The following is a 20,075-nucleotide window of genomic DNA, read 5'->3' as shown; positions in this document are numbered from 1 at the left end:
ACAGACGCTTAAGGAAATGCCAGAAAGATAAAGATGCGGAGGAATGGTTGAATGAACGGTTTACTGGTATCCCTTCAGGATGCGGTAGTACAGGGAGTCTTATGGGGAATTATGGTACTGGGTGTCTACATCACCTACAAGCTTTTGGACATTGCCGATTTGACGGTGGATGGAAGTTTTGCCCTGGGCGGCTGTGTCTGCGCCGTCATGGTATTGAACAGAGGGATGGATCCCTGGGCCGCACTGATTGTGGCGGCAGCAGCCGGCATGGTGGCAGGAATGGTGACAGGATTCTTACATACAGTGTTTGAGATACCGGCGATTCTCGCGGGAATTTTGACGCAGATCGGACTGTGGTCCATCAATCTGCGGATCATGGGAGGCAAGAGCAATGTGCCTCTGTTAAAGACCGACACGATTTTCTCCAGGATCATCGGATGGACAGGGATCAATAAGCAGGTCGCTTCCCTTCTCCTGGGAGTCGGAGTTGCGATCGTGATGATCGCCTTTCTGTACTGGTTCTTCGGTACGGAGATCGGAAGCGCCATGCGTGCGACCGGCAACAACGAGGCCATGATCCGGGCGCAGGGCGTGAATACGAACTGGACCAAGCTGCTGGCGCTGACTATCAGCAACGGTCTTGTAGGCTTATCCGGGGGACTCGTATGCCAGAGCCAGAAGTATGCGGACATCGGCATGGGAACCGGCGCTATCGTCATCGGCCTGGCGGCCATCGTTATCGGCGATGTGCTCATGGGACGCCTTCGATCCTTCGGCAGCAAGCTGACCTCGGCTGTGGTAGGCTCTGTCATTTACTTCGTCATCCGCGCGGTGGTACTGAGGATGGGTATGAATGCCAACGATATGAAGCTGCTTTCCGCGGTGATCGTGGCGGTTGCCCTCTGTGTCCCTGTCGTGGTGAGAAAATGGCGGCTTAAGAAGGCTTACACGGAAGGGGGAGAATAATTATGCTGGATATTCAGAATGTCAGAAAGACTTTTAATAAGAATACGATCAACGAGAAAAAAGCGTTAAACGGCATTAACCTTCATCTGGACGAAGGTGATTTTGTAACGGTTATCGGCGGCAACGGCGCGGGGAAATCCACGATGCTCAATATGATTGCGGGGGTATACCCTATCGACTCCGGCAAGATCGAGATCGACGGCGTCAACATTTCCAGGGAACCGGAGTATAAGCGTGCCCGCTACATTGGCAGAGTCTTCCAGGATCCCATGATGGGAACGGCGGCCGGCATGGAGATTCAGGAGAACATGGCTCTCGCATTTCGGCGGGGCAAGACGCGCGGCCTGGGCTGGGGAATCAAGGCCAACGAGAAGGATTTCTACCACGATGCCTTATTGAAGCTGGGGCTGGGACTCCAGACCCGCATGACCAACAAGGTAGGTCTGTTGTCTGGCGGTCAGAGACAGGCGCTGACGCTTCTGATGGCGACGCTTCAGAAACCGAAGCTGCTTCTGCTTGACGAGCACACCGCGGCCCTGGATCCGAAGACGGCGAAAAAGGTGCTGGAGATCACGCAGGAGATCGTGGAAGAGCAGAATCTGACGACTCTGATGATCACCCATAACATGAAGGACGCCATCTCCATCGGCAACCGCCTCATCATGATGCATGAAGGCCGCATTATCTATGATATTTCCGGGGAAGAGAAGAGGAACCTGGAGGTGGAAGACCTCTTAAAGAAATTCGAGGAAGCAAGCGGCGAAGAGTTTGCAAATGACCGAATGATCCTGGCGAAGTAGCATCGTATACATATTTATGTCACAGAATCGTTACATAATCTTAATAATTATTTATTCTTTCTATATCGCAATAACCGACAAATTATGCTATACTAAGACGGATAGGCTCGTAGTCTGACTTGACTGTTTCAAGCCAAAAACGATGATGGAGTGAATATTACACAATGGAAAACAAAAGCGATAAAAGTGACAAAAAAGATTACATCGTTCATCTGAACAAAGCCAGAAAGAAGCGTAATAAGAATGATTTTGAGAGATACATCATTCTGGCAGTGATAGCGGTTGTGGTGGTTGTAATCCTCCTGTTTGCCGGGAAGGCCATAGCAAAGCGTGTATCGGCAGGGGCGGAAAAGACGACCGCAGCGACAGAGACGGAGAGCCAGGCGGAAGACCCGGGACAGCTGAAGATTGCTGCGAAGGAAGCCGAGGAGTCTGAGGCAGAAGCACAGGCAAAGAAGACGGAAGAGGAAAAAAAGGCGGTTGTCGATTCCTATCAGAATCTGGGAATTGTTCAGGTTTCCGGATATTTGAATGTGAGAAAAGAACCGAATACTTCGGCGGATATTGTTGGAAAGCTGATGGGAGACAGTGCCTGTGAGATATTAGACAGTACCCAGGAGGGCTGGTATAAGATTTCTTCCGGCGGCATCGAGGGATATATTGATTCCCAGTATGTCCTGACAGGTGATGAGGCGAAGACGAAAGCCTATGAGCTGGTGGCACTGCGGGCGATCGTGCAGGTTGACAACTTAAATATCAGAAAAGAGGCCAATACCACGTCGGATGTTGTGGGACAGGGCCTTATAAACGAGCGGTACGAGGTCATCGATCAGGTCGACGGCTGGGTTCAGATTCCGTCCGGCTATATGTCGGCTGATTACGTCAAGCTGGAGTATGCGTTAAACGAGGCCAGGAAGCTGGATCTGAAGGCCATGATCTTCAATATGTACAAGAACATCGGTATCTCAGATGTGGATAACTATTTAAACGTCAGGGAAGAGCCCAGCGAGGACGGCAAGGTAATTGCTAAGATGCCGAGCAAGGCGGCGGGCAACATTCTCGAGACGACGGACAATGGCTGGTACAAGATCCAGTCCGGTAAGATCACCGGCTACGTGAAATCCGATTTTATTCTGACCGGACAGGCAGCCAAGGATGAGGCGCTTAAGGTCGCTGAGCTGATGGCCATCGTGAACACGGACATGCTGAACGCCCGGTCCGAACCGTCCACCGATTCCAAGATCTGGACCCAGATCTCGAATAACGAGAAGTATCCGGTATTGAAACAGATTGACGGCTGGGTAGAGATCGAGCTGGAAGAGGATAGCAACGCTTATGTGGCATCGGATTACGTCGATGTAAGGTATGCGCTGCCTGAGGCGATCAAGTTCTCACCGCTGGAGGAAAAGGCCAACGCGGCGGCTTCTCTCAGGACCCAGATTGTAAACTACGCACTGCAGTTCCTGGGCAATCCCTACGTATGGGGCGGCACCAGCCTGACCAAGGGCGCGGACTGTTCCGGATTTACACTCTCCGTATTCGGTCATTTTGGCATCAGCCTTCCGCACTATTCCGGTTCGCAGGCGAATATGGGAAAAGCAGTGAAGTCCAGCGAGATGCGTCCGGGAGATCTCGTATTCTATGCGAACAGTAAAGGAACTATCAATCATGTGGGAATCTATATCGGCAACGGCCAGATCGTCAACGCGGCCAGCCGGAGAAGCGGTATTAAGATCTCGACATGGAACTACAGAACACCGGTGAGAATCAGGAATATACTGGGAGATTAATCCATATAAGAGAGCATGCGCAGAACCATAGACAGTTTTCTGCGCATGCTTTTTTCGTATGGAAGATTCGTATTATGAAAAAAATTAGAACGCTCTTTTCCATGATAAGCCGGAGAAATGACTCAGGAGAGTCTGCCTCCGTGGAAGTGACACGTATAGATTCTGACCTCCCGGCAGTAGATGGCCTCTTCACCCTGAAACTGGCCGAGGGTACCTTGTGTCCGGCAGACATAGGTAAAATCCTCGTTCCGGAAGTATTCCGGGCCGCGGAGGGGAAGTTCGGCCGGAACCTGTGACAGAGCTTCCTTTAAGAAGGCACTGTAAAAGGTCTCGTCCAGCGATATGCCATAGTAATTGAGCGCCCAGACGGGAGTGTCCCTGATCCATACGGCTTCCTCTCCCGTAAAATTCCGGCTTCCCAGATAGGTGTCGATGTAGAGATAATCCTGCTCGGAGTATCGAAAATCGTGAGACTGGGGGCGTGAAGGAGGCGCGGTGTTCTGGCCGGAGGCGTAGGTGCGCTGTTTAGCCCGCATAAGAAAGCGGCGAAGCGCCTTTTCAGACGCAGGGTCCGGGTCTAAAAGGGCTGGGGCGCATTCCTCCTCCTGCCTGACGAGGCGGTCGATGGAAACGCCGAAGAGTTCACTGAGACGGACCAGATTGGGAAAATCGGGAAATGCCTGGCCGTTTTCCCATTTGGTCACGGCCTGACGGGAGACGTCCAGGCGTCCGGCCAGCTCCTCCTGGGAAAGCTTTCGGCTGGCGCGCAGGTGCTGTAGTTTTTCGTTGAAATTCATGTGGTTCCTCCTTTCGCTGTTACGTATAATCATACAGGAGTATGGGGAAGAATGCAAACACCCTGTGGTGGCAGGCCCTGCAACTGTGGGTTGCGGATTATTGAGAAACAGGGATTTGTGGCTGAAAGAAAAGGTATCTTGCATTCTATCACTTGTTGTGTTAGAATGGTGATAGAACGTGATAGAAAGAGTGATAATATGGAATTGTATGAAAGCGAGATTATTGAGTTAAAAGAAATCTATACTACTGATTTGAAGAAAGAAATTGTTTCTTTTGCAAATACAAATGGCGGAACGATCTATATTGGTGTGCAGGACAATGGAACGATTGTTGGCGTTGATCATGCTGATTTTGTAATACAGCAAATTGCAAATTCAATAAGAGATAGTATCAGACCAGATATCTCTATGTTTACAAGCATTGAACTGTTAAAAGACGAAAACAAATCGTATATAAAAGTGACAGTGGATTCAGGCACGAAAAAACCATATTATCTTTCCGACAAAGGATTGAAACCGACCGGTGTATATGTCAGAAGCGGTACAACTTCCGCTCCGGCATCGGAAGATGCGATTCGTATGATGATAAAGATGACAGATGGCGATTCATTTGAAACAAACCGCTCATTAATTCAGGAGTTGACGTTCAACAGTTTAAGTAAGGAGATGGAGAGAAGAAAACTGGAGTTTACAGGGGTGCAGATGAAGAATCTGGGAATTCTTTCGCCTGATGGTATTTTCACAAATATGGGCCTGCTTGTTTCGGATCAGTGCAGGCATTCTATAAAATTTGCTGTTTTTCAGGGTACAGACAAATTAGTCTTTAAAGACAGGAAAGAATTTACGGGCTCGCTTTTTGAACAGTTGGCAGAGGTATACAAAACCATCGATTTTTATAATGGAACAATGGCCAGTTTCCATGATTTACTGCGTACGGACGAAAGAGATTATCCGGAAGATGCTGTTCGGGAAGCATTATTGAATGCAATTGTCCATAGAGATTATTCTTTTAGTGGAAGCACCTTTATTAATTTGTATTCTGACCGGCTGGAATTTATATCTTTAGGGGGCTTGGTGCCCGGTTTGTCATTGGAAGCGGCTATGCTCGGCGCCTCCCAGTCAAGAAATGAAAAGCTGGCAAATTTATTTTATAGAATGAAATTAATTGAAGCGTATGGTACGGGAATCAGCAAGATTATAAGCTGCTATAAGGGGAAGTCTGAACAACCTGTATTTGAAAGTGTGGAAGGTGCTTTTCAAGTGATTCTTCCCAATGTACATGCACGGAATTTAAGTATGGAAGATGCAAAGTATTTGCCAATCCTTCAGTTGTTTGAATATAAAAAAGAAATTACACGTTCTGATGTTGAAACAGTTTTAGGTAGTGGAACTACGCATGCAATTAACATAGTAAAAGAAATGCTTGATAAAAGCTTAATTGAAAAAGTTGGAAATGGCAGACTGACAAGATATGTAAGGAAATAAACTACGCAGATTATTGAGAAATAGGGATAAAAGAAAAGCTTTTATTAACAAGTTCCAGCCGGAAGCTGTGTTAATAAAAGCTTTTTTGTGAGTCTGTTTAAGGAATCTAATTCTCGCTGTGGCGGTTGCGATTATAATTAATCAGACAGCCGGCTTTTACGATCTCTTTTTCCTCGCTGGTCATCTCCGCAATATGAAGATTGATCTCGTGAATCGGGTTGCCCTCTTCATTCTTAATGACATAGGCCGGGATATGCTGCATATCGCCTTCTAAGGCGGCGCGGACACCCGGAACATAGATGAAATCACCGATGTCGAAGGACGGCTCCTCATCCAGAAGGAATGGCAGCATGCCCCAGTTAATCACGTTGGAGCGGTAGCGCTTGGTGGCGTATTCGTTTGCGATATTGGCAAGGCCGCCGAGAACTCTCTGGCAGCTGGCCGCCTGCTCACGTGCGGAGCCGTCGCCAGGTTTTACTGCGTAGATCATGCTTCCGATCTCGGTTTCTCTGGCTCTTAATTCCGGCTGATCCAAATAAATACGAAGGGCATTGAACGCTGCTTCCATCTCCGGATCCGGTTTTAACGGACAAGCGCCGGTCTTGCGAACCGCCTCCAGTTCATTGACCTTCTTGGAACGGCCGACATACTCCGGATCGCGTCTGGAAAGCGTGAACTCTGCCAGACCCAGCGGGTTAGAGCGGTAGGATGAGGTCTCTCCGGAAGGAATCAGTTCATCCGTCGTGGTGACAGGGTCCATGATCTTAGAGCAGACTCTCAGGATAATATTATCAGTCAGGGCGCTCATGGCTGGCCAGTCTTTGATATTCGGTCCGTAGATCAGTTCTGCCTCTGGATCTGCCTTTCCATAACCCTGATAAACTCTTCTTTCATAGGAGGTGCTGTCGAATTCATAAGCAGGTACTTCATAACCGTCAGCAATGGTTTCCGCCGAGGTTAAGTAGCCTCCGTTTGCGGCGGTGGCTGCGATCGAGCGGGCATCCATCAAGGCGACGCAGGAGATCTGGCCGTTGCCCGGCTTGGAACCTTCACGGTTCGGGAAGTTTCTCGTGGTATGGCGGATGCTCAGTGTATTGTTCGCCGGAGTGTCGCCTGCACCGAAGCACGGTCCGCAGAACGCTGTACGGATGGTAGCGCCGGCAGCCATCAGCTCTGTAACGGCTCCCTTCTTTACCAGATCCATGTATACCGGCTGTGAGGACGGATAAACGGACAGGTTGAAGATATCGTTTCCGCAGTCCTTGCCGGACAGGATATGAGCGGCCGTCATGACGTTGGAATAGTTGCCGCCTGCACAGCCTGCGATGACACCCTGCTGTACCAGGAGCTTCCCATCAACGATCTTATCGGTCAGGGATAAATGAACATTCGGATTGCCGAGAATATGATCGGCTTCCTTTTCCACGGTTCTTAAAATATCGCCCAGGTTTGCATTCAGTTCATCGATCTCGTAGGTGTTGCTCGGATGGAATGGAAGAGCGATCATCGGCTTAACGGTGCTTAAATCGATGGATACGACGCCGTCATAATAGGCGACATCCGCCGGGTTCAGCTCTTTATAAGCCTCCTCTCTGCCGTGCATCTTTAAGTAGTCCCTCGTGTCCTCGTCTGTTTTCCAGATGGAGGAGAGACAGGTGGTCTCCGTGGTCATGACATCGACTCCGTTACGATAATCGGTATCCATGGAGGCGATACCAGGGCCTACGAATTCCATAACTTTGTTTTTTACGTAACCGTTTTTAAATACGGCGCCTACGATGGCCAGTGCCACGTCGTGCGGGCCGACGCCCGGGCCCGGTTTTCCTGTCAGATATATCGCTACGACGCCCGGATAGGTGACGTCATATGTATCACGAAGCAGCTGCTTCACCAGCTCGCCGCCGCCTTCGCCTACCGCCATGGTACCCAGGGCTCCGTAACGGGTATGGCTGTCGGATCCGAGGATCATGCGTCCGCAGCCTGCCATCATTTCACGCATATACTGGTGAATGACTGCGATGTGAGGCGGTACGAAGATTCCGCCGTATTTCTTCGCGGCTGACAGTCCGAAAATGTGGTCGTCTTCATTGATGGTACCGCCTACCGCACACAGGGAGTTGTGGCAGTTTGTCATGACATAGGGGATCGGAAACTCGGTGAGGCCTGACGCCCTTGCGGTCTGGATAATTCCGACAAACGTAATGTCATGGGATGCCATGGAATCGAATCGCAGCTTCAAATGTTCCATATTGTCCGCAGTGTTATGTTCCTTCAGGATCGAATAGGCAATCGTGCCCTTTTTCGCCTCTTCTTTTGTTACGTTCTTTCCTGTCAGAGCGACAAGCTTTTCGGCTTCCTGTTCCGGCACCAGTTCCGTACCGTTTACCAGGAAAGCACCTCCATCATACAATTTAACCATATGCTATCTTTCCTCTCTCTTTTTGTAAGGTGTTGCTTCACCAACGTATTTGAACGCCGGACGCATGATCTTTCCATCATACATCTTATTCTCGATATTGTGCGCCAGCCAGCCTGCCATACGTGCGCAGACGAAGAGCGGCGTGTACATATCTTCCGGTATCTGTAACATATTATAAGCGAATCCGCTGTAGAAGTCCACATTGTTTGAGAGAGTTTTTCCGTTTCCGGCGAGAGTTTCTTTGGCAACTTTTTCAAATCTTGTCAGGAATTCGTATTCATCCTCACGTTTTTTCTGCTTTGCCAGCTTCTCGCAGCAGGTTTTTAATAAGTCGGCACGCGGGTCGGAAACTGTATAGACGGCATGGCCGAGACCGTATACGAGGCCGGTATTATCATAAAATTCTTTGTCAAGAATCCGCTTAATCACCTGCTTGATCTGTGCATCGGTGGCTTTTAAGCCGATTTCCTTTTCGATGGCGGAGATCATCTCGCTGCAGCGGATGTTGGCGCCGCCGTGCTTCGGTCCCTTTAAGGAGCCGATGGACGCGGAGATTGAGGAGTAGATGTCGGTTCCTGTGGAGGAGATGACGACATTTGTAAAGGTAGAGTTGTTTCCGCCGCCGTGATCGGCGTGAATCATCAGCATGATGTCGAGTAAGTCTGCCTCCTGCTCGGTGAAGGTGCCGTCGCGTCGCAGCATGTAGAGGATGTTCTCCGCAATGGAGTATTCCTCCTTCGGATAGTGGATGATCAGACTTTCTCTGTCATAGTAGTGAATCTTGCTCTGATAGGCGTAGGCAGCCATGGAAGGAAGCTTAGCCAGAATGCTGATTCCCTTTAATAACGTCTGGTACGGGTCCACGTTGTCGGGATCTTCATCATAATTATAGAGAGAAAGGATACTCTGCTGCAGACTGTTCATTAAATTGCGGGAAGGGGAACGAAGCAGATTCTTCTCCAGAAACTCATCGGGAAGCGGATAAAAATGACGGAGAATTCCGGAAAACTCGTTCAGTTCCTTCCTGGAGGGAAGGTATCCGAATAGCAGAAGAAATGTGGTTTCTTCAAAGCCGTACCGTGCATTTCCTTTTCCCTTTACCAGATCGCCGATTTCGATTCCGCGGTAGAAAAGCTTACCTGGTACATTGACCTTTTTCCCATCCTGAATCTCATAGCCGACAACGTCGGATACACGCGTCAAGCCAACCCTGACTCCGGTGCCATCCTCGTTGCGGAGACCCTTTTTTACGTTGTGTTCCTTGAATAAATGATTTGGAATATCCGTATAGTTTGAGGATTTACCAAATGTCTGTGCGATGAAGAAGTTATTCATGCGATATTCTCTCCTTTTCCTTTAGATTCAGTCACGGCCTGCATAATTTTGCAGAAAAGCAGCGCGAAGTGATCTCCACGCTGCCCCCATTGGCATTACTGAAGTGACCGTTTTTATATTGTTCAGTAGTTTACCATGGAAAAGTATCAAAGTCAATACCTTGTTATAATCACAATCAAAATATTGTGATGCGTACAAGATATGTTTGTATTAACCATACAAATGTGTGCGATAGACGGCCTTAATTTTTAGAAATAAAAATGAATCAATAATATTAAGGAAAAAGAAAGGAAAAGATTCTGACAACATACTATAATAGAAAGAAAAGAGTGGTAACAGCCACAGGGAAAAGGAGCGGCGCCATGTACAGTGATTTTGGCTTTTACGGAGGATTTACGCAGTTATTTCCGATTTTATTCGGAGTTATATTTTTGATCGTGGCAGTAATGATCGTAGTTACCCTGATTCGGGGGATTTCGCAGTGGAATTCCAATAACCACTCTCCGGTATTGACTGTGGAAGCGATGGTGACTTCCAAGCGTCAGGAGGTTTCACACCGGCACAGCATCAGAACACGATGGATACTTATACAAATTTTACGTCTTATTATGCAACGTTTCAGGTCGAGAGCGGCGACCGCATGGAGCTGGGCGTATCGGGAACGGAGTACGGGATGCTGGCGGAAGGCGACATGGGCAGGCTGACCTTTCAGGGAACGAGGTATCTCAGTTTTGAGAGGGGACCTCTGGAGTCATAGAGAGGGATTTATTCCCGCGAGCAACGAGTCAAACGGACACGAGGATGAGAGATGGAAAAACGAAAAAGAACAATCAGAAAATTGATGCCGGTCAGTCCTTACGACAGCGCCGGTCTGGAGGCCTGGTTTTCGGAGCTGGCCGGACAGGGGCTGTTTGTCAGGAAGACCGGGTATTATTTTGCAAATTTTCAAAGAAAAGAGCCGAGAAGCCTGGTCTATAAGCTGGAGCCTTGTGACCAGTACCGGGATGAGCAGGAAAAGGAGCTGACGGGGCAGTACCGTCTGGCAGGCTGGGAAGCGGCCGGTGATGTGTGGCGAAAGTTTTTGATATTTTCGGCTGTCAGGGAGATGGCTGTAAGTCCGGAGATTTCCGTGGAAATACGAAGTGCAGGCGAGGCGTCCCTGAAGAAAACGGGGTATGGCTGCCTTCTGACGTGCGCTGCGGATTGCGTACTGACGGTTCTCTGGTGCTGGATGATCCTGGGCCGATTTGGTTTCTGGTATACGGCCACCATGGCGACGCCTTTCCTTCTCTGTGCCCTGATGGTCTTTCTGTTTGGAATCAATATCTTCTGGAGAATGTCCGATTACATACAGATCCGGAGATATTTAAAGGGGACAAAATGTGGCGTACATCTGCCAGAACGCAATTGTCAAACACGCCCTGGCAGAGGACGGGCCAGATCGATCTGTTCAGCAGCCGCGGTAACCTGCATCTGCCTCGTGTTTATATGGGCGGGAGAGCAGAAGTCCTGGCATAAGGAACTGAGTGAGGTTCATACCAGTCTTCCGGTTCCGTCCATTACGGCGGTTTCGCCGGAGAGCAGCCCCATAAGCGGAACGGTTACCTATCATTCTTCCATCGTTGCACCGGTACAGTTTCAGATCGTCCAGGATGGACCGGGTGCCCAGATGCTCCGTATGGATTATATGGAACTCCGCTTTCCCAGGCTGGTGAAGCCGGTCTTCAAGAATATGATGAAGGATCAGCTGCAGTGGAGCAGCGCTGAGCCGGAGGCGGTATCTTCCGGGCTGTTTGACACTGGCTTTGTGGCCGAGATAAACGACAGCATGCATTATCTCTTTGTCTCTGACGGACAGAAGGTAGCAGCAGTGTGCTATATCGGCCCCGGCTATACAGACGAGTTTTTAAAGATGATTCACGACGCCATGGAGACGTGGACCCAGCCGGAGCTGTTTTGGCAGTGATCAGCGGGTTTCCTTCATATTCCTGGAAGCCGTCTGTTTCATGGGACGGATCGAAAGGATACATATTAATATAGTAAGAACATCGGCCGCAGGCTGGGCAAAATAGATGCCGGTCACGCCCAGAAGCCTCGGCAGAATCAGGATAAAGGGCACGTAAAAGAGACCCTGGCGGATCATGGACAGGAAGAGGCCGAACCTTGAGGCGCCGATGGTCTGAAAGGTGATGGTCATCATATAGCAGAGCCCAAACGCCGGATATAAGGCAACCTGGGATATCAGCAGCCGGGAACCGTATTCGATCACGGCGGGATTGCTGTTAAATAACCGGATGAACGGCCGGGACAGCGCGATATAGACCGCGGCCACCACGATTGTCAGCAGCAGGGAGGCGGTGAGGGAGAAACGGACAGACTCATGAAAACGGTCTTCGTTCTTCGCACCGAAAGCGTAGGAAGCGACCGGCTGATATCCCTGCATAAATCCCATAATGACGTAGCAGCCGATGAGAATCAGCCGTTGGACGACACCGTAGGCCGCAATGATTAAATCGGCGTCCGGCATGGGCTTTGCGGCGATATTGGTCAGCGATGTGGCCGCTGCGAGACAGATCTGAATAACCGCGGAGGGAATTCCGATCAGTGTGACCGTTTTTATCATGTGAAAGTCGGGCTTAAAATAGTGCGGCTTGATTTTAATGATGGAGCGTCCGCCTAAATAGAACCACAGCAGGATGAAAAATGTGACAAACTGAGAGACCGTCGTGGCCAGGGAGGCTCCCTGCACGCCCATACCTAAGCCCCAGTCGAACATGAAAACAGGGTCCAGAACCACATTTAGGGCGGCGCCTGTGATGACGGCTATGGAAGAAATCTTGACGGAAGATTCCGCCCTGGCGGCACAATTCAAGCTTTGGGCTGGCAGATTGGCCAGTGCGGCGATAAACATCCAGAACGCGTAGTCCCTGGCTTGGGGCAGAACCGCGTCCGAGGCGCCGAAGGAACGGAGCAGCGGCTCCATAAAGAAGAGTCCGCCGACGCAGAGAATCATACCGATGACTACCGACAGGGCGGCGATGGTCGTCACCGTAATGCCCGCCCCCTCCTGGTCCTTCGCCCCCAGCTGACGTCCTGCCAGCACGGCGGCGCCGGCGGAAAAGATGTTCTCAACCGAAACCATGATCAGAAGCAGGGGCAGCGTCACGCCGACGGCGGCCAGAGCCGTGTCGGAATGCAGCATGCCGATGTAAGCGGTATCGACGATATTATAGACCGCCTTTGCTAAAAGGGCCAGAGTGGCGGGCACCGCCAGCTTGACGATGGCCTTCGAAGGCTTCATTTCTCCCAAAACAGATGCATTCGTTGTTTTTTGACTGTCCATTGGATTACTCCTTTCTCTCTACAACGCCGTACAGGAGGATGCGCAGCGCCCTGCGGCAGCTTTCCTCGTGGTCGCGTATATCAATTTTCTCCGATCCGGTCATCTGGTATCTGGCATTGATATAGTCCTGATACTGGCGGAAGGTGTCCACCACATCTTCCCTCGATAAGTCGGAGCGCAGAGATACCGGCTCCAGCATCCGGTTTAAGCTGTCAATGTTGAAACGGTCGAACGGGGCTTTTTTCTCCTGAATGGAAGCCTCCAAATGGGCGGGCGGCATAATGACAGCATCACAGAAAATCCTCTGGTACTGGGGATTCTGTTCAAAAAAGTCCAGTCTCACTCGAAAATACTGCTCCAGCCGCTCTTCGGCGGTTTGGCCTTTCATGTTAGTGTGGCTCTGTAAGTGGCCGGTCAGCGTCTGGAAGCACTCTTCCACACAGGCTAAGTATAAATCGTCTTTTGTCGGAAAATAGTGGTAGATAATTCCCTTGGAAAGCCCGTCCCCGTTGCTGATGGTATTGACAGAGCTGGCTCCATAGCCCTGCTCTGAAAATTCTGCCAGCGCGCTTTCCAGGATGCGCCGTCTGGTCTGCTGATTTTTTTCTTCTCGTTTCATGATTCCATTCTCCTGAAAATAAATATTGACCATGTGGTCTATTATTACGATACCACAAATAGACCGAGTGGTCAATAATTATTTGCAACAACGGAAATTGTTCGAAAATGGGGGATGCAACGATTTGTTGCGTGACAGTGCGGCGCTGTCTGTGGTATGTTTTTTAGAGATGGAGAAGGAGGAGCGCGTATGAACGGGATCGGAAAAAACATAAAGAAGCTGAGGAAAGAGCGTGCGCTGTCACAGGAACAGCTGGCTGAGCGGCTGCATGTGACGAGGCAGGCGGTCTCCAACTGGGAGACAGGTAAGAATCAGCCGGATATTGAGACGCTGGAATCCATTGCCGCGGTATTTGACACGGATATTCTGATGGTCTTATACGGACGTTCCAGACAGGAGGAAAGCGGGGAGGAGAAGGGGGCACAGAGAAAGCGCTGTGTGAGAAACTGTCTGATGTGGGGAGCCATAGCCCTCGCTGGGCTTGTGGTTCACTTGATGGTCAAAGATAAAATCATGGACTGGTATTACCGGTTCTGCTACACGGTCCCGGTTTATTTATTTGCGCTGCTTGTGAGACCCTTATGTGTTTTTGCCTCGGCTGTGGCATTTATGAACGGGCTCTGCCTCATCGGAGATATCCGGGTCAGGCAGAACTGGATCAGGAGAACGGTTTTAGGGGTGTCCATGGCCTTCCTTTTCCTGTATCTGGCGGCAGCGTTTCTGTGTATGGTACCCGTGGTGCAGGATCTGGTACCTGCATTTCTGCCTGACCCGGGAGCCGTGTCTGGGTGGATCCGCCGCCCGCCCCTTGTTTTTTCCTTTATTGTTCGGCTCGTAACGGCGCCTGCGCTGTTTTTACTTCCCGGGATCGGAATGTTTCTTGGACTCCGCCGATAAAGACTCGGTTAGAAATATGGGACAGGAGAGAAGGAATGTGGTATACTGACAGCAGGGCAGGCGGCCTGTGGGAGCAGATCTGCCGCGCAGTACGAGTACTCACGGAAACTCCTTGTGCTCAATACCTGAAAGGGAGGGAAAACCATGGCACCAGTGATCAGAATGAATGCAGCGGCTCTGTGCAGAGTTTCATGACAGGCGAATCTGGCACAGAGCGTATAAAAGGAATTGTAAGCGGCAGAAATACCGCTTGATTTTATGAAACAGATGTCGCCTGAGTGGATTCTGCACTTATAAATGGAATGAGTTACTTTTATTTTAATTTATAAGGAGAGAATCTATGAAAGACAGACAATACCGTAACTTTATCATTTTCTGGTTCAGCCAGTCCGTATCACAGCTGGGGAGTTCCATGACTTCCTTTGCCTTAATCATCTGGTCTTACGGCAGAACCGGTTCCGCCATGTCCGTGTCGCTTATGACATTTTGTACATGGCTTCCCTATATTGCGGCCAGCATCGCTGCCGGGCCGGTAATCGACCGTTACCATAAGAAAACGATCATGCTTCTCGCGGACCTCCTTGCGGCGGTCTGCTCTCTGACCGTGGCGGCGCTTGCGGTCTCCGGGAATCTGGCGGTCTGGCACATTTTTATCGTCAATGGAATCACCGGCTTCATGAACGCATTTCAGTTTCCGGCGGAGACGGTGGTGGTGGGGATGCTGGTTCCGAAGGAAAAGTACAGCCAGGCCAGCGGCTTAAATTCCTTTACATCATCCTTACTCACGGTGGTAACCCCGGTGATGGCCGCATCCTTATCCTCATTTGCAGGGTTAAAGGGTGTCATCGTCTTTGATCTGGCGACCTTTTTGTTTGCTTTTTCTGTCCTGCTGTTTCGGATTAAGATACCGGAGAATGCGGGAGGGACGGAGACAGGGAAAAAGAAAGAGAAGATCTCACTTCAGGAATCTTGGAGGGAGGGGCTTCAATTTCTCCGCGGACACAAACAGCTTTGGTATCTGATGATCAGCATGGCGCTTATGAACTTTTTTTCACGGCTGACCTATGAAAATATTCTTTCTCCCATGATTCTGGCGCGGAGCGGCCAGAACCAGATCGCGCTCGGCATTGTCAGCGGGATTCTGGGGATCGGAGGCATGGCGGGCGGTCTGATCGTCTCCTTCGTAAAGCTTCCAAAGGACAGCGTCCGGGTAATCTTTATATCGGGAGGCATCTCCTTTCTGCTGGGCGATTTTCTGATGGGAGCAGGGCAGAATATTCTCGTATGGAGCATTGCCGGCATAGCGGCCAGCATCCCCATTCCTTTTATTATGGCGGGGCAGAATGTGATTCTCTACCGGACGATTCCGCAGAATATGCAGGGGCGCATCTTTGCCGTGCGAAATGCCATCCAGTACTGGACGATTCCGACCGGGATTCTCCTGGGCGGTTTTCTGGCGGACTACGTGTTTGAACCGTTTATGCGCGCGGACGGAGGCATTCAGACGGTTCTTCACCGGCTGACCGGGTATGGAGCCGGCTCCGGGATGGCGGTCATGTTTCTCTGTACCGGCATTCTCGGAAGCTTGAGCTGTTTCTTCTGTTATAAAAAAATGAAAAAGAATGGATAAATGAAGCACAGGAAGAAGAGCGCGATGATGCGTTCCGCTTCCTGTGCTTCTTTTTGTGCCGGTACAAAGCATAAAATATTGGTTCCTTCCACATCATAAGAAAGCTACCAATATAATGATGCAGAAAATACAGCCATGCAGGAGGAAATCAGAATGAGAGAATATAAAAGAGACAGTGAAACAAACTGCGAAACGGATAACAGAGCAGAAAACCAGAACGGAAATGGCGGATCAGACGAGAAAAATACCTCTTCCGGAGATACGAGAAAAGACCGCCTCGATGAGAAGAAGACGGAGAAGGATATCGAGCAGAAAGAGGACGAAAAGCTGGAAGAGTACGGCCAGATGACCCTGGATGACAATTCCAAAAAGAGGAAAATTCATCTGCTCTCCATCATCGGGGAGGTGGAGGGCCACGAGAACCTGTCGGGAAACAGCAAGACGACGAAATACGACCATATCCTTCCAAAACTGGCAGAAATCGAGGATGATGATTCCGTGGAAGGCCTCCTGGTGATACTCAATACCTCGGGCGGTGACGTGGACGCCGGTCTGGCGATTGCGGAGATGATTGCTTCCTTAAGCATCCCCACCGTGTCCCTCGTGCTGGGCGGCAGCCATTCCATCGGCGTACCTCTGGCCGTCTGCACGGATTACTCCTTTATCGTGCCGACCGGAACCATGATGGTTCATCCGGTTCGTATGACGGGCATGGTCATCGGTGCATCTCAGACGTATGAATATTTCGAGATGATTCAGGACCGGATATTAAGCTTCGTCTCGGACCACGCGACGATCGCTTACGACCAGTTAAAGCGCCTGATGTTAAACACGGAGATGCTGACAAGGGACTTGGGAACCGTGCTTGTAGGCGAGGAAACGGTGAAAGAGGGGCTGATCGACGAGGTGGGCGGAATTAAGGACGCTCTCAGAAAATTGTATGAGATGATGGATGAAGTAGAAGGTTAGCCGTTGCAATTCTCCCGATTTTTTTGTATACTGTTACCAATGGATAAAAGGGGGAAGTATTGTGCCTGAGACAACAAAGAAGAAGACAACATCCAAGACGACAGCAAAAAAAGGTACTAACGGGAAGGTCGGAAGACCGAAAAATACGACAAGCAGGCGGAAAGCGGCGGAACCAGAACCAGAATTTATCCGGTCAGAAGTTATCATCATCATATCATTTGCGGCTGCGGCCATTCTTTTTTTGAGCAATTTCCATCTGTGCGGAGTGGTGGGAGATTTCCTTCGCAGTCTGCAATTGGGTATATTCGGAGGAATCGGATATGTGGCGCCGGTCCTGATGTTTGCCGGAACGTGCTTTTATATCTCCAACCGGGGAAATCCCAGAGCAACATTTAAACTGGCGGCGGTGATCCTGGCGCTTATTTCGCTCTGCGGACTCGGCGAGCTCCTGTTTGGGACAAGGCTGGGCGCCGGCGGAAAGATTATGGATATCTACGTGACAGCCGCGGCCAGCGGAAAGGGCGGCGGGCTGATCGGCGGCCTTCTGGCGGAAGGCCTGATCTCCATTATCGGAACCGTGGGCGCTTATCTGGTGATCCTGGTGCTGATTATCATCTCCGCGGTATGCATTACAGAGAAATCCTTTGTGAACCTCGTAAAGAGCGGCAGCGGCAAGGCATACCACCATGCCAAGGAAAACATGGATATTCAGAGAGAGATCCATGCGGAACGCAAGGAGGAACGGCGGAGAATCCGCGAGGAGCAGAAGCTGCGGGGCGTTAATTTAGATGCGACGAAGCTGGAGGCGCCGGAAGAGTACGACTATGATATGGAAGACGAGGCCGCATACAGCGCGGAGGCGGAAGAGGACATCGATGTCCACGCAAGGCGGCTTGCCGCAGTGTCTGCCGTGGAAGTGACGGAGAACAGGAAGAATGCGGCTCCGGAGGTACGGCCGAATCCGGCGGATATTTTCCGCGGCAGCATTTTCCCGAAGCCGGGTGAGGCGGAAGCCGCAGCAGAGGAACGAAAGCGCGGCGAAAACACGGGAGCAGCCGGCGCGTTCCAGACGGCTGCTCAGGCAGTGGATGCGGATCTGCCGCACGTCTATTCTGCCAGTGAGGATTCCGTTCCATTCGATGCCGATGACGCCGTTCCGTTTGTGACGGAAGACCTTTGGGAGAGTACCGCCCACCTGCGTTCGGCAGAAAGTGACGCCGGGGCATTTGACGAGTCTGACGATTACGGAACGTCGGAGACATTGTTTGTTAAAAAAGAAACGAAGACGCTGGAAGAGATGGAGGTCGCCCGGGAAGAGCTGTATCCCACCGACGAGGACGACAAGGGCGTTAATTACAGCGACACCTTCTCCATACCGGAGGAACCGAAACGCGTCGTTACCGCTTCCGGCAAGGTGATCGAGACCGATACAGAAGCGCTTCAGAAGAAGGTCGAAAAAAAGAAGGCCGAGAAGGCCGAGAAAGAGAAAGAGGAAGCAGGAGATCTCAGCGTGGTCCAGGAGATCAAACAGAAGGAGGAAGTGGTGAAGAAGGAGTACGTCTTCCCGCCTGTCACACTTCTGAAAAAAGGAAAGAGCTCCGGCCCGTTCTCTGATAAGGAATACCGGGAAACCGCTATCAAGCTGCAGCAGACACTGCAGAATTTTGGTGTGGGCGTAACTGTGACCAATATCAGCTGCGGTCCCTCTGTCACGCGGTATGAGCTCCATCCGGAGCAGGGCGTGAAGGTGAGCCGGATCGTGGGACTGGCCGACGACATCAAGCTGAGTCTGGCGGCCGCGGATATCCGCATCGAGGCCCCGATTCCGGGGAAATCGGCGGTCGGCATCGAGGTGCCGAACAAAGAGAACAACATGGTATACTTAAGGGATATTCTGGAGGCGGAGGAGTTTAAGAATCACGCGTCCAGGATTGCCTTTGCAGTGGGCAAGGACATCGGCGGCCAGGTCGTGGTAACCGATATCGGAAAGATGCCCCATTTACTGATCGCAGGCGCTACCGGTTCCGGTAAGTCCGTCTGTATCAACACCCTGATTATGAGTATTATCTATAAGGCGGACCCCGAGGACGTCAAGCTGATCATGGTGGATCCGAAGGTGGTGGAGTTAAGCGTCTACAACGGTATTCCGCACCTCCTTCTCCCTGTGGTCACGGATCCGAAGAAGGCCTCAGGAGCGCTTAACTGGGCGGTGGCCGAGATGGATGACCGCTATAAGAAATTTGCCCAGTATAATGTCCGGGATTTAAAGGGATATAATGCGAAGGTTGAGAATATTAAAGATATAGAGGATGAAAACAAACCGAAGAAGATGCCGCAGATCATCATCATCATCGACGAGCTTGCGGATCTGATGATGGTTGCACCGGGCGAGGTGGAGGATTCCGTCTGCCGTCTGGCCCAGCTTGCGCGAGCCGCGGGGATACATCTGGTAATCGCGACCCAGCGTCCGTCGGTTAACGTCATCACCGGCCTGATCAAGGCCAACGTGCCTTCCAGAATCGCATTTGCCGTTTCTTCCGGCGTGGATTCAAGGACGATCATCGACATGAACGGGGCGGAGAAGCTTCTTGGAAAGGGCGATATGCTGTTCTATCCATCCGGCTGTCCGAAGCCTGTGCGTGTGCAGGGCGCCTTTGTATCGGATGCGGAGGTCTCTGCTGTCGTGGATTTCCTGACAGAACAGGGAATGACGGCGAATTACAACCCGGAAGTAGAGAATCAGATTGCATCAGCACCGGCGGCCGGCGACGCAAAGGGCGGCGGTAATGACCGGGATGAATATTTCGTTCAGGCAGGTAAATTTATTATTGAAAAGGATAAGGCATCCATCGGAATGCTTCAGAGGATGTTCAAGATCGGATTCAACCGGGCGGCCCGCATTATGGACCAGCTGGCGGAGGCCGGCGTGGTCGGTGAAGAGGAGGGCACGAAGCCCAGAAAAGTGCTGATGAGTGCAGAGGAATTTGAGGAATTGCTGGAACAGGGTTATTAATTACATAGAAGG

Annotated in this window: 15 protein-coding genes and 1 pseudogene; 11 read left to right on the top strand and 5 right to left on the bottom strand. The window is 50.7% G+C overall.

The genetic code is table 11. The features are described 5' to 3' along the window. Window positions 1-51: 51 nt before the first annotated feature. The 3 genes from M1L66_RS17560 (at window position 52) to M1L66_RS17550 (ending at window position 3,556) form a co-directional block, all read left to right on the top strand. Complete coding sequence (locus tag M1L66_RS17560; RefSeq protein ID WP_187023913.1) at window positions 52-966, top strand: ABC transporter permease; 915 nt, start codon at window positions 52-54, stop codon at window positions 964-966. A gap of 2 nt (window positions 967-968) precedes the next feature. Beyond that, on the top strand, window positions 969-1,766 hold the full coding sequence (locus M1L66_RS17555; RefSeq protein ID WP_029466354.1) for an ABC transporter ATP-binding protein: 798 nt from the start codon (window positions 969-971) through the stop codon (window positions 1,764-1,766). 164 nt (window positions 1,767-1,930) lie between these two features. Beyond that, window positions 1,931-3,556, top strand: a complete 1,626-nt coding sequence (locus M1L66_RS17550) for an SH3 domain-containing protein (protein ID WP_187023914.1) — start codon at window positions 1,931-1,933, stop codon at window positions 3,554-3,556. A gap of 122 nt (window positions 3,557-3,678) precedes the next feature. On the opposite strand, the gene M1L66_RS17545 is transcribed toward M1L66_RS17550, so the two are convergent. Continuing rightward, window positions 3,679-4,353 carry a DUF5680 domain-containing protein gene (locus M1L66_RS17545; RefSeq protein ID WP_434687358.1) on the bottom strand — a complete coding sequence of 225 codons (675 nt, stop codon included), beginning with the start codon at window positions 4,351-4,353 and terminating at the stop codon, window positions 3,679-3,681. Between the two features lie 117 nt (window positions 4,354-4,470). On the opposite strand from M1L66_RS17545, the gene M1L66_RS17540 reads away from it, so the two are divergent. After that, window positions 4,471-5,838, top strand: coding sequence for an RNA-binding domain-containing protein (locus tag M1L66_RS17540; RefSeq protein ID WP_434687357.1), 1,368 nt, complete (start codon window positions 4,471-4,473; stop codon window positions 5,836-5,838). A 106-nt stretch (window positions 5,839-5,944) separates the two neighbouring features. On the opposite strand, the gene M1L66_RS17535 is transcribed toward M1L66_RS17540, so the two are convergent. Both M1L66_RS17535 and M1L66_RS17530 read right to left on the bottom strand, forming a co-directional pair. Next, window positions 5,945-8,257 carry a hydratase gene (locus tag M1L66_RS17535; protein ID WP_187021928.1) on the bottom strand — a complete coding sequence of 771 codons (2,313 nt, stop codon included), beginning with the start codon at window positions 8,255-8,257 and terminating at the stop codon, window positions 5,945-5,947. A 3-nt stretch (window positions 8,258-8,260) separates the two neighbouring features. Further along, window positions 8,261-9,592 (bottom strand): citrate synthase, encoded by a 1,332-nt coding sequence (locus M1L66_RS17530; protein WP_187021929.1) that lies wholly within the window; start codon window positions 9,590-9,592, stop codon window positions 8,261-8,263. Between the two features lie 362 nt (window positions 9,593-9,954). Here M1L66_RS17530 and M1L66_RS17525 point away from each other — a divergent pair. Both M1L66_RS17525 and M1L66_RS17520 read left to right on the top strand, forming a co-directional pair. Then, window positions 9,955-10,349, top strand: a pseudogene (locus M1L66_RS17525) (DUF2500 domain-containing protein). 51 nt (window positions 10,350-10,400) lie between these two features. After that, window positions 10,401-11,558, top strand: a complete 1,158-nt coding sequence (locus M1L66_RS17520; RefSeq protein ID WP_434687354.1) for a DUF2812 domain-containing protein — start codon at window positions 10,401-10,403, stop codon at window positions 11,556-11,558. Here M1L66_RS17520 and M1L66_RS17515 read toward each other — a convergent pair whose 3' ends face one another. Both M1L66_RS17515 and M1L66_RS17510 read right to left on the bottom strand, forming a co-directional pair. Next, window positions 11,559-12,935, bottom strand: a complete 1,377-nt coding sequence (locus M1L66_RS17515; RefSeq protein ID WP_434687352.1) for an MATE family efflux transporter — start codon at window positions 12,933-12,935, stop codon at window positions 11,559-11,561. A 4-nt stretch (window positions 12,936-12,939) separates the two neighbouring features. Further along, window positions 12,940-13,554: a TetR/AcrR family transcriptional regulator gene (locus M1L66_RS17510; RefSeq protein ID WP_434687350.1), complete on the bottom strand. Its 615-nt coding sequence runs from the start codon at window positions 13,552-13,554 to the stop codon at window positions 12,940-12,942. A gap of 189 nt (window positions 13,555-13,743) precedes the next feature. Between M1L66_RS17510 and M1L66_RS17505 the strand changes: the two genes are divergently transcribed. The 5 genes from M1L66_RS17505 to M1L66_RS17485 all read left to right on the top strand — a co-directional run bounded on the left by M1L66_RS17505 (window position 13,744) and on the right by M1L66_RS17485 (window position 20,063). Beyond that, window positions 13,744-14,451, top strand: coding sequence for a helix-turn-helix transcriptional regulator (locus M1L66_RS17505; protein WP_434687348.1), 708 nt, complete (start codon window positions 13,744-13,746; stop codon window positions 14,449-14,451). Window positions 14,452-14,486: 35 nt separating this feature from the next. Then, on the top strand, window positions 14,487-14,705 hold the full coding sequence (locus M1L66_RS17500; RefSeq protein WP_025529283.1) for a hypothetical protein: 219 nt from the start codon (window positions 14,487-14,489) through the stop codon (window positions 14,703-14,705). A gap of 86 nt (window positions 14,706-14,791) precedes the next feature. Continuing rightward, window positions 14,792-16,081: an MFS transporter gene (locus tag M1L66_RS17495; RefSeq protein WP_187021934.1), complete on the top strand. Its 1,290-nt coding sequence runs from the start codon at window positions 14,792-14,794 to the stop codon at window positions 16,079-16,081. A 153-nt stretch (window positions 16,082-16,234) separates the two neighbouring features. Next, on the top strand, window positions 16,235-17,050 hold the full coding sequence (locus M1L66_RS17490; protein ID WP_002603925.1) for a ClpP family protease: 816 nt from the start codon (window positions 16,235-16,237) through the stop codon (window positions 17,048-17,050). A 61-nt stretch (window positions 17,051-17,111) separates the two neighbouring features. Then, window positions 17,112-20,063, top strand: a complete 2,952-nt coding sequence (locus tag M1L66_RS17485) for a DNA translocase FtsK 4TM domain-containing protein (protein WP_434687345.1) — start codon at window positions 17,112-17,114, stop codon at window positions 20,061-20,063. The last annotated feature ends 12 nt before the right edge of the window (window positions 20,064-20,075 follow it).

The organism is Hungatella sp. SB206, from assembly GCF_051132295.1.
GTDB lineage: Bacteria > Bacillota > Clostridia > Lachnospirales > Lachnospiraceae > Hungatella > Hungatella effluvii.
The sequence above is the reverse complement of the archived record's forward strand: the minus strand, read 5'-3'. Positions and strand labels throughout refer to the sequence as shown.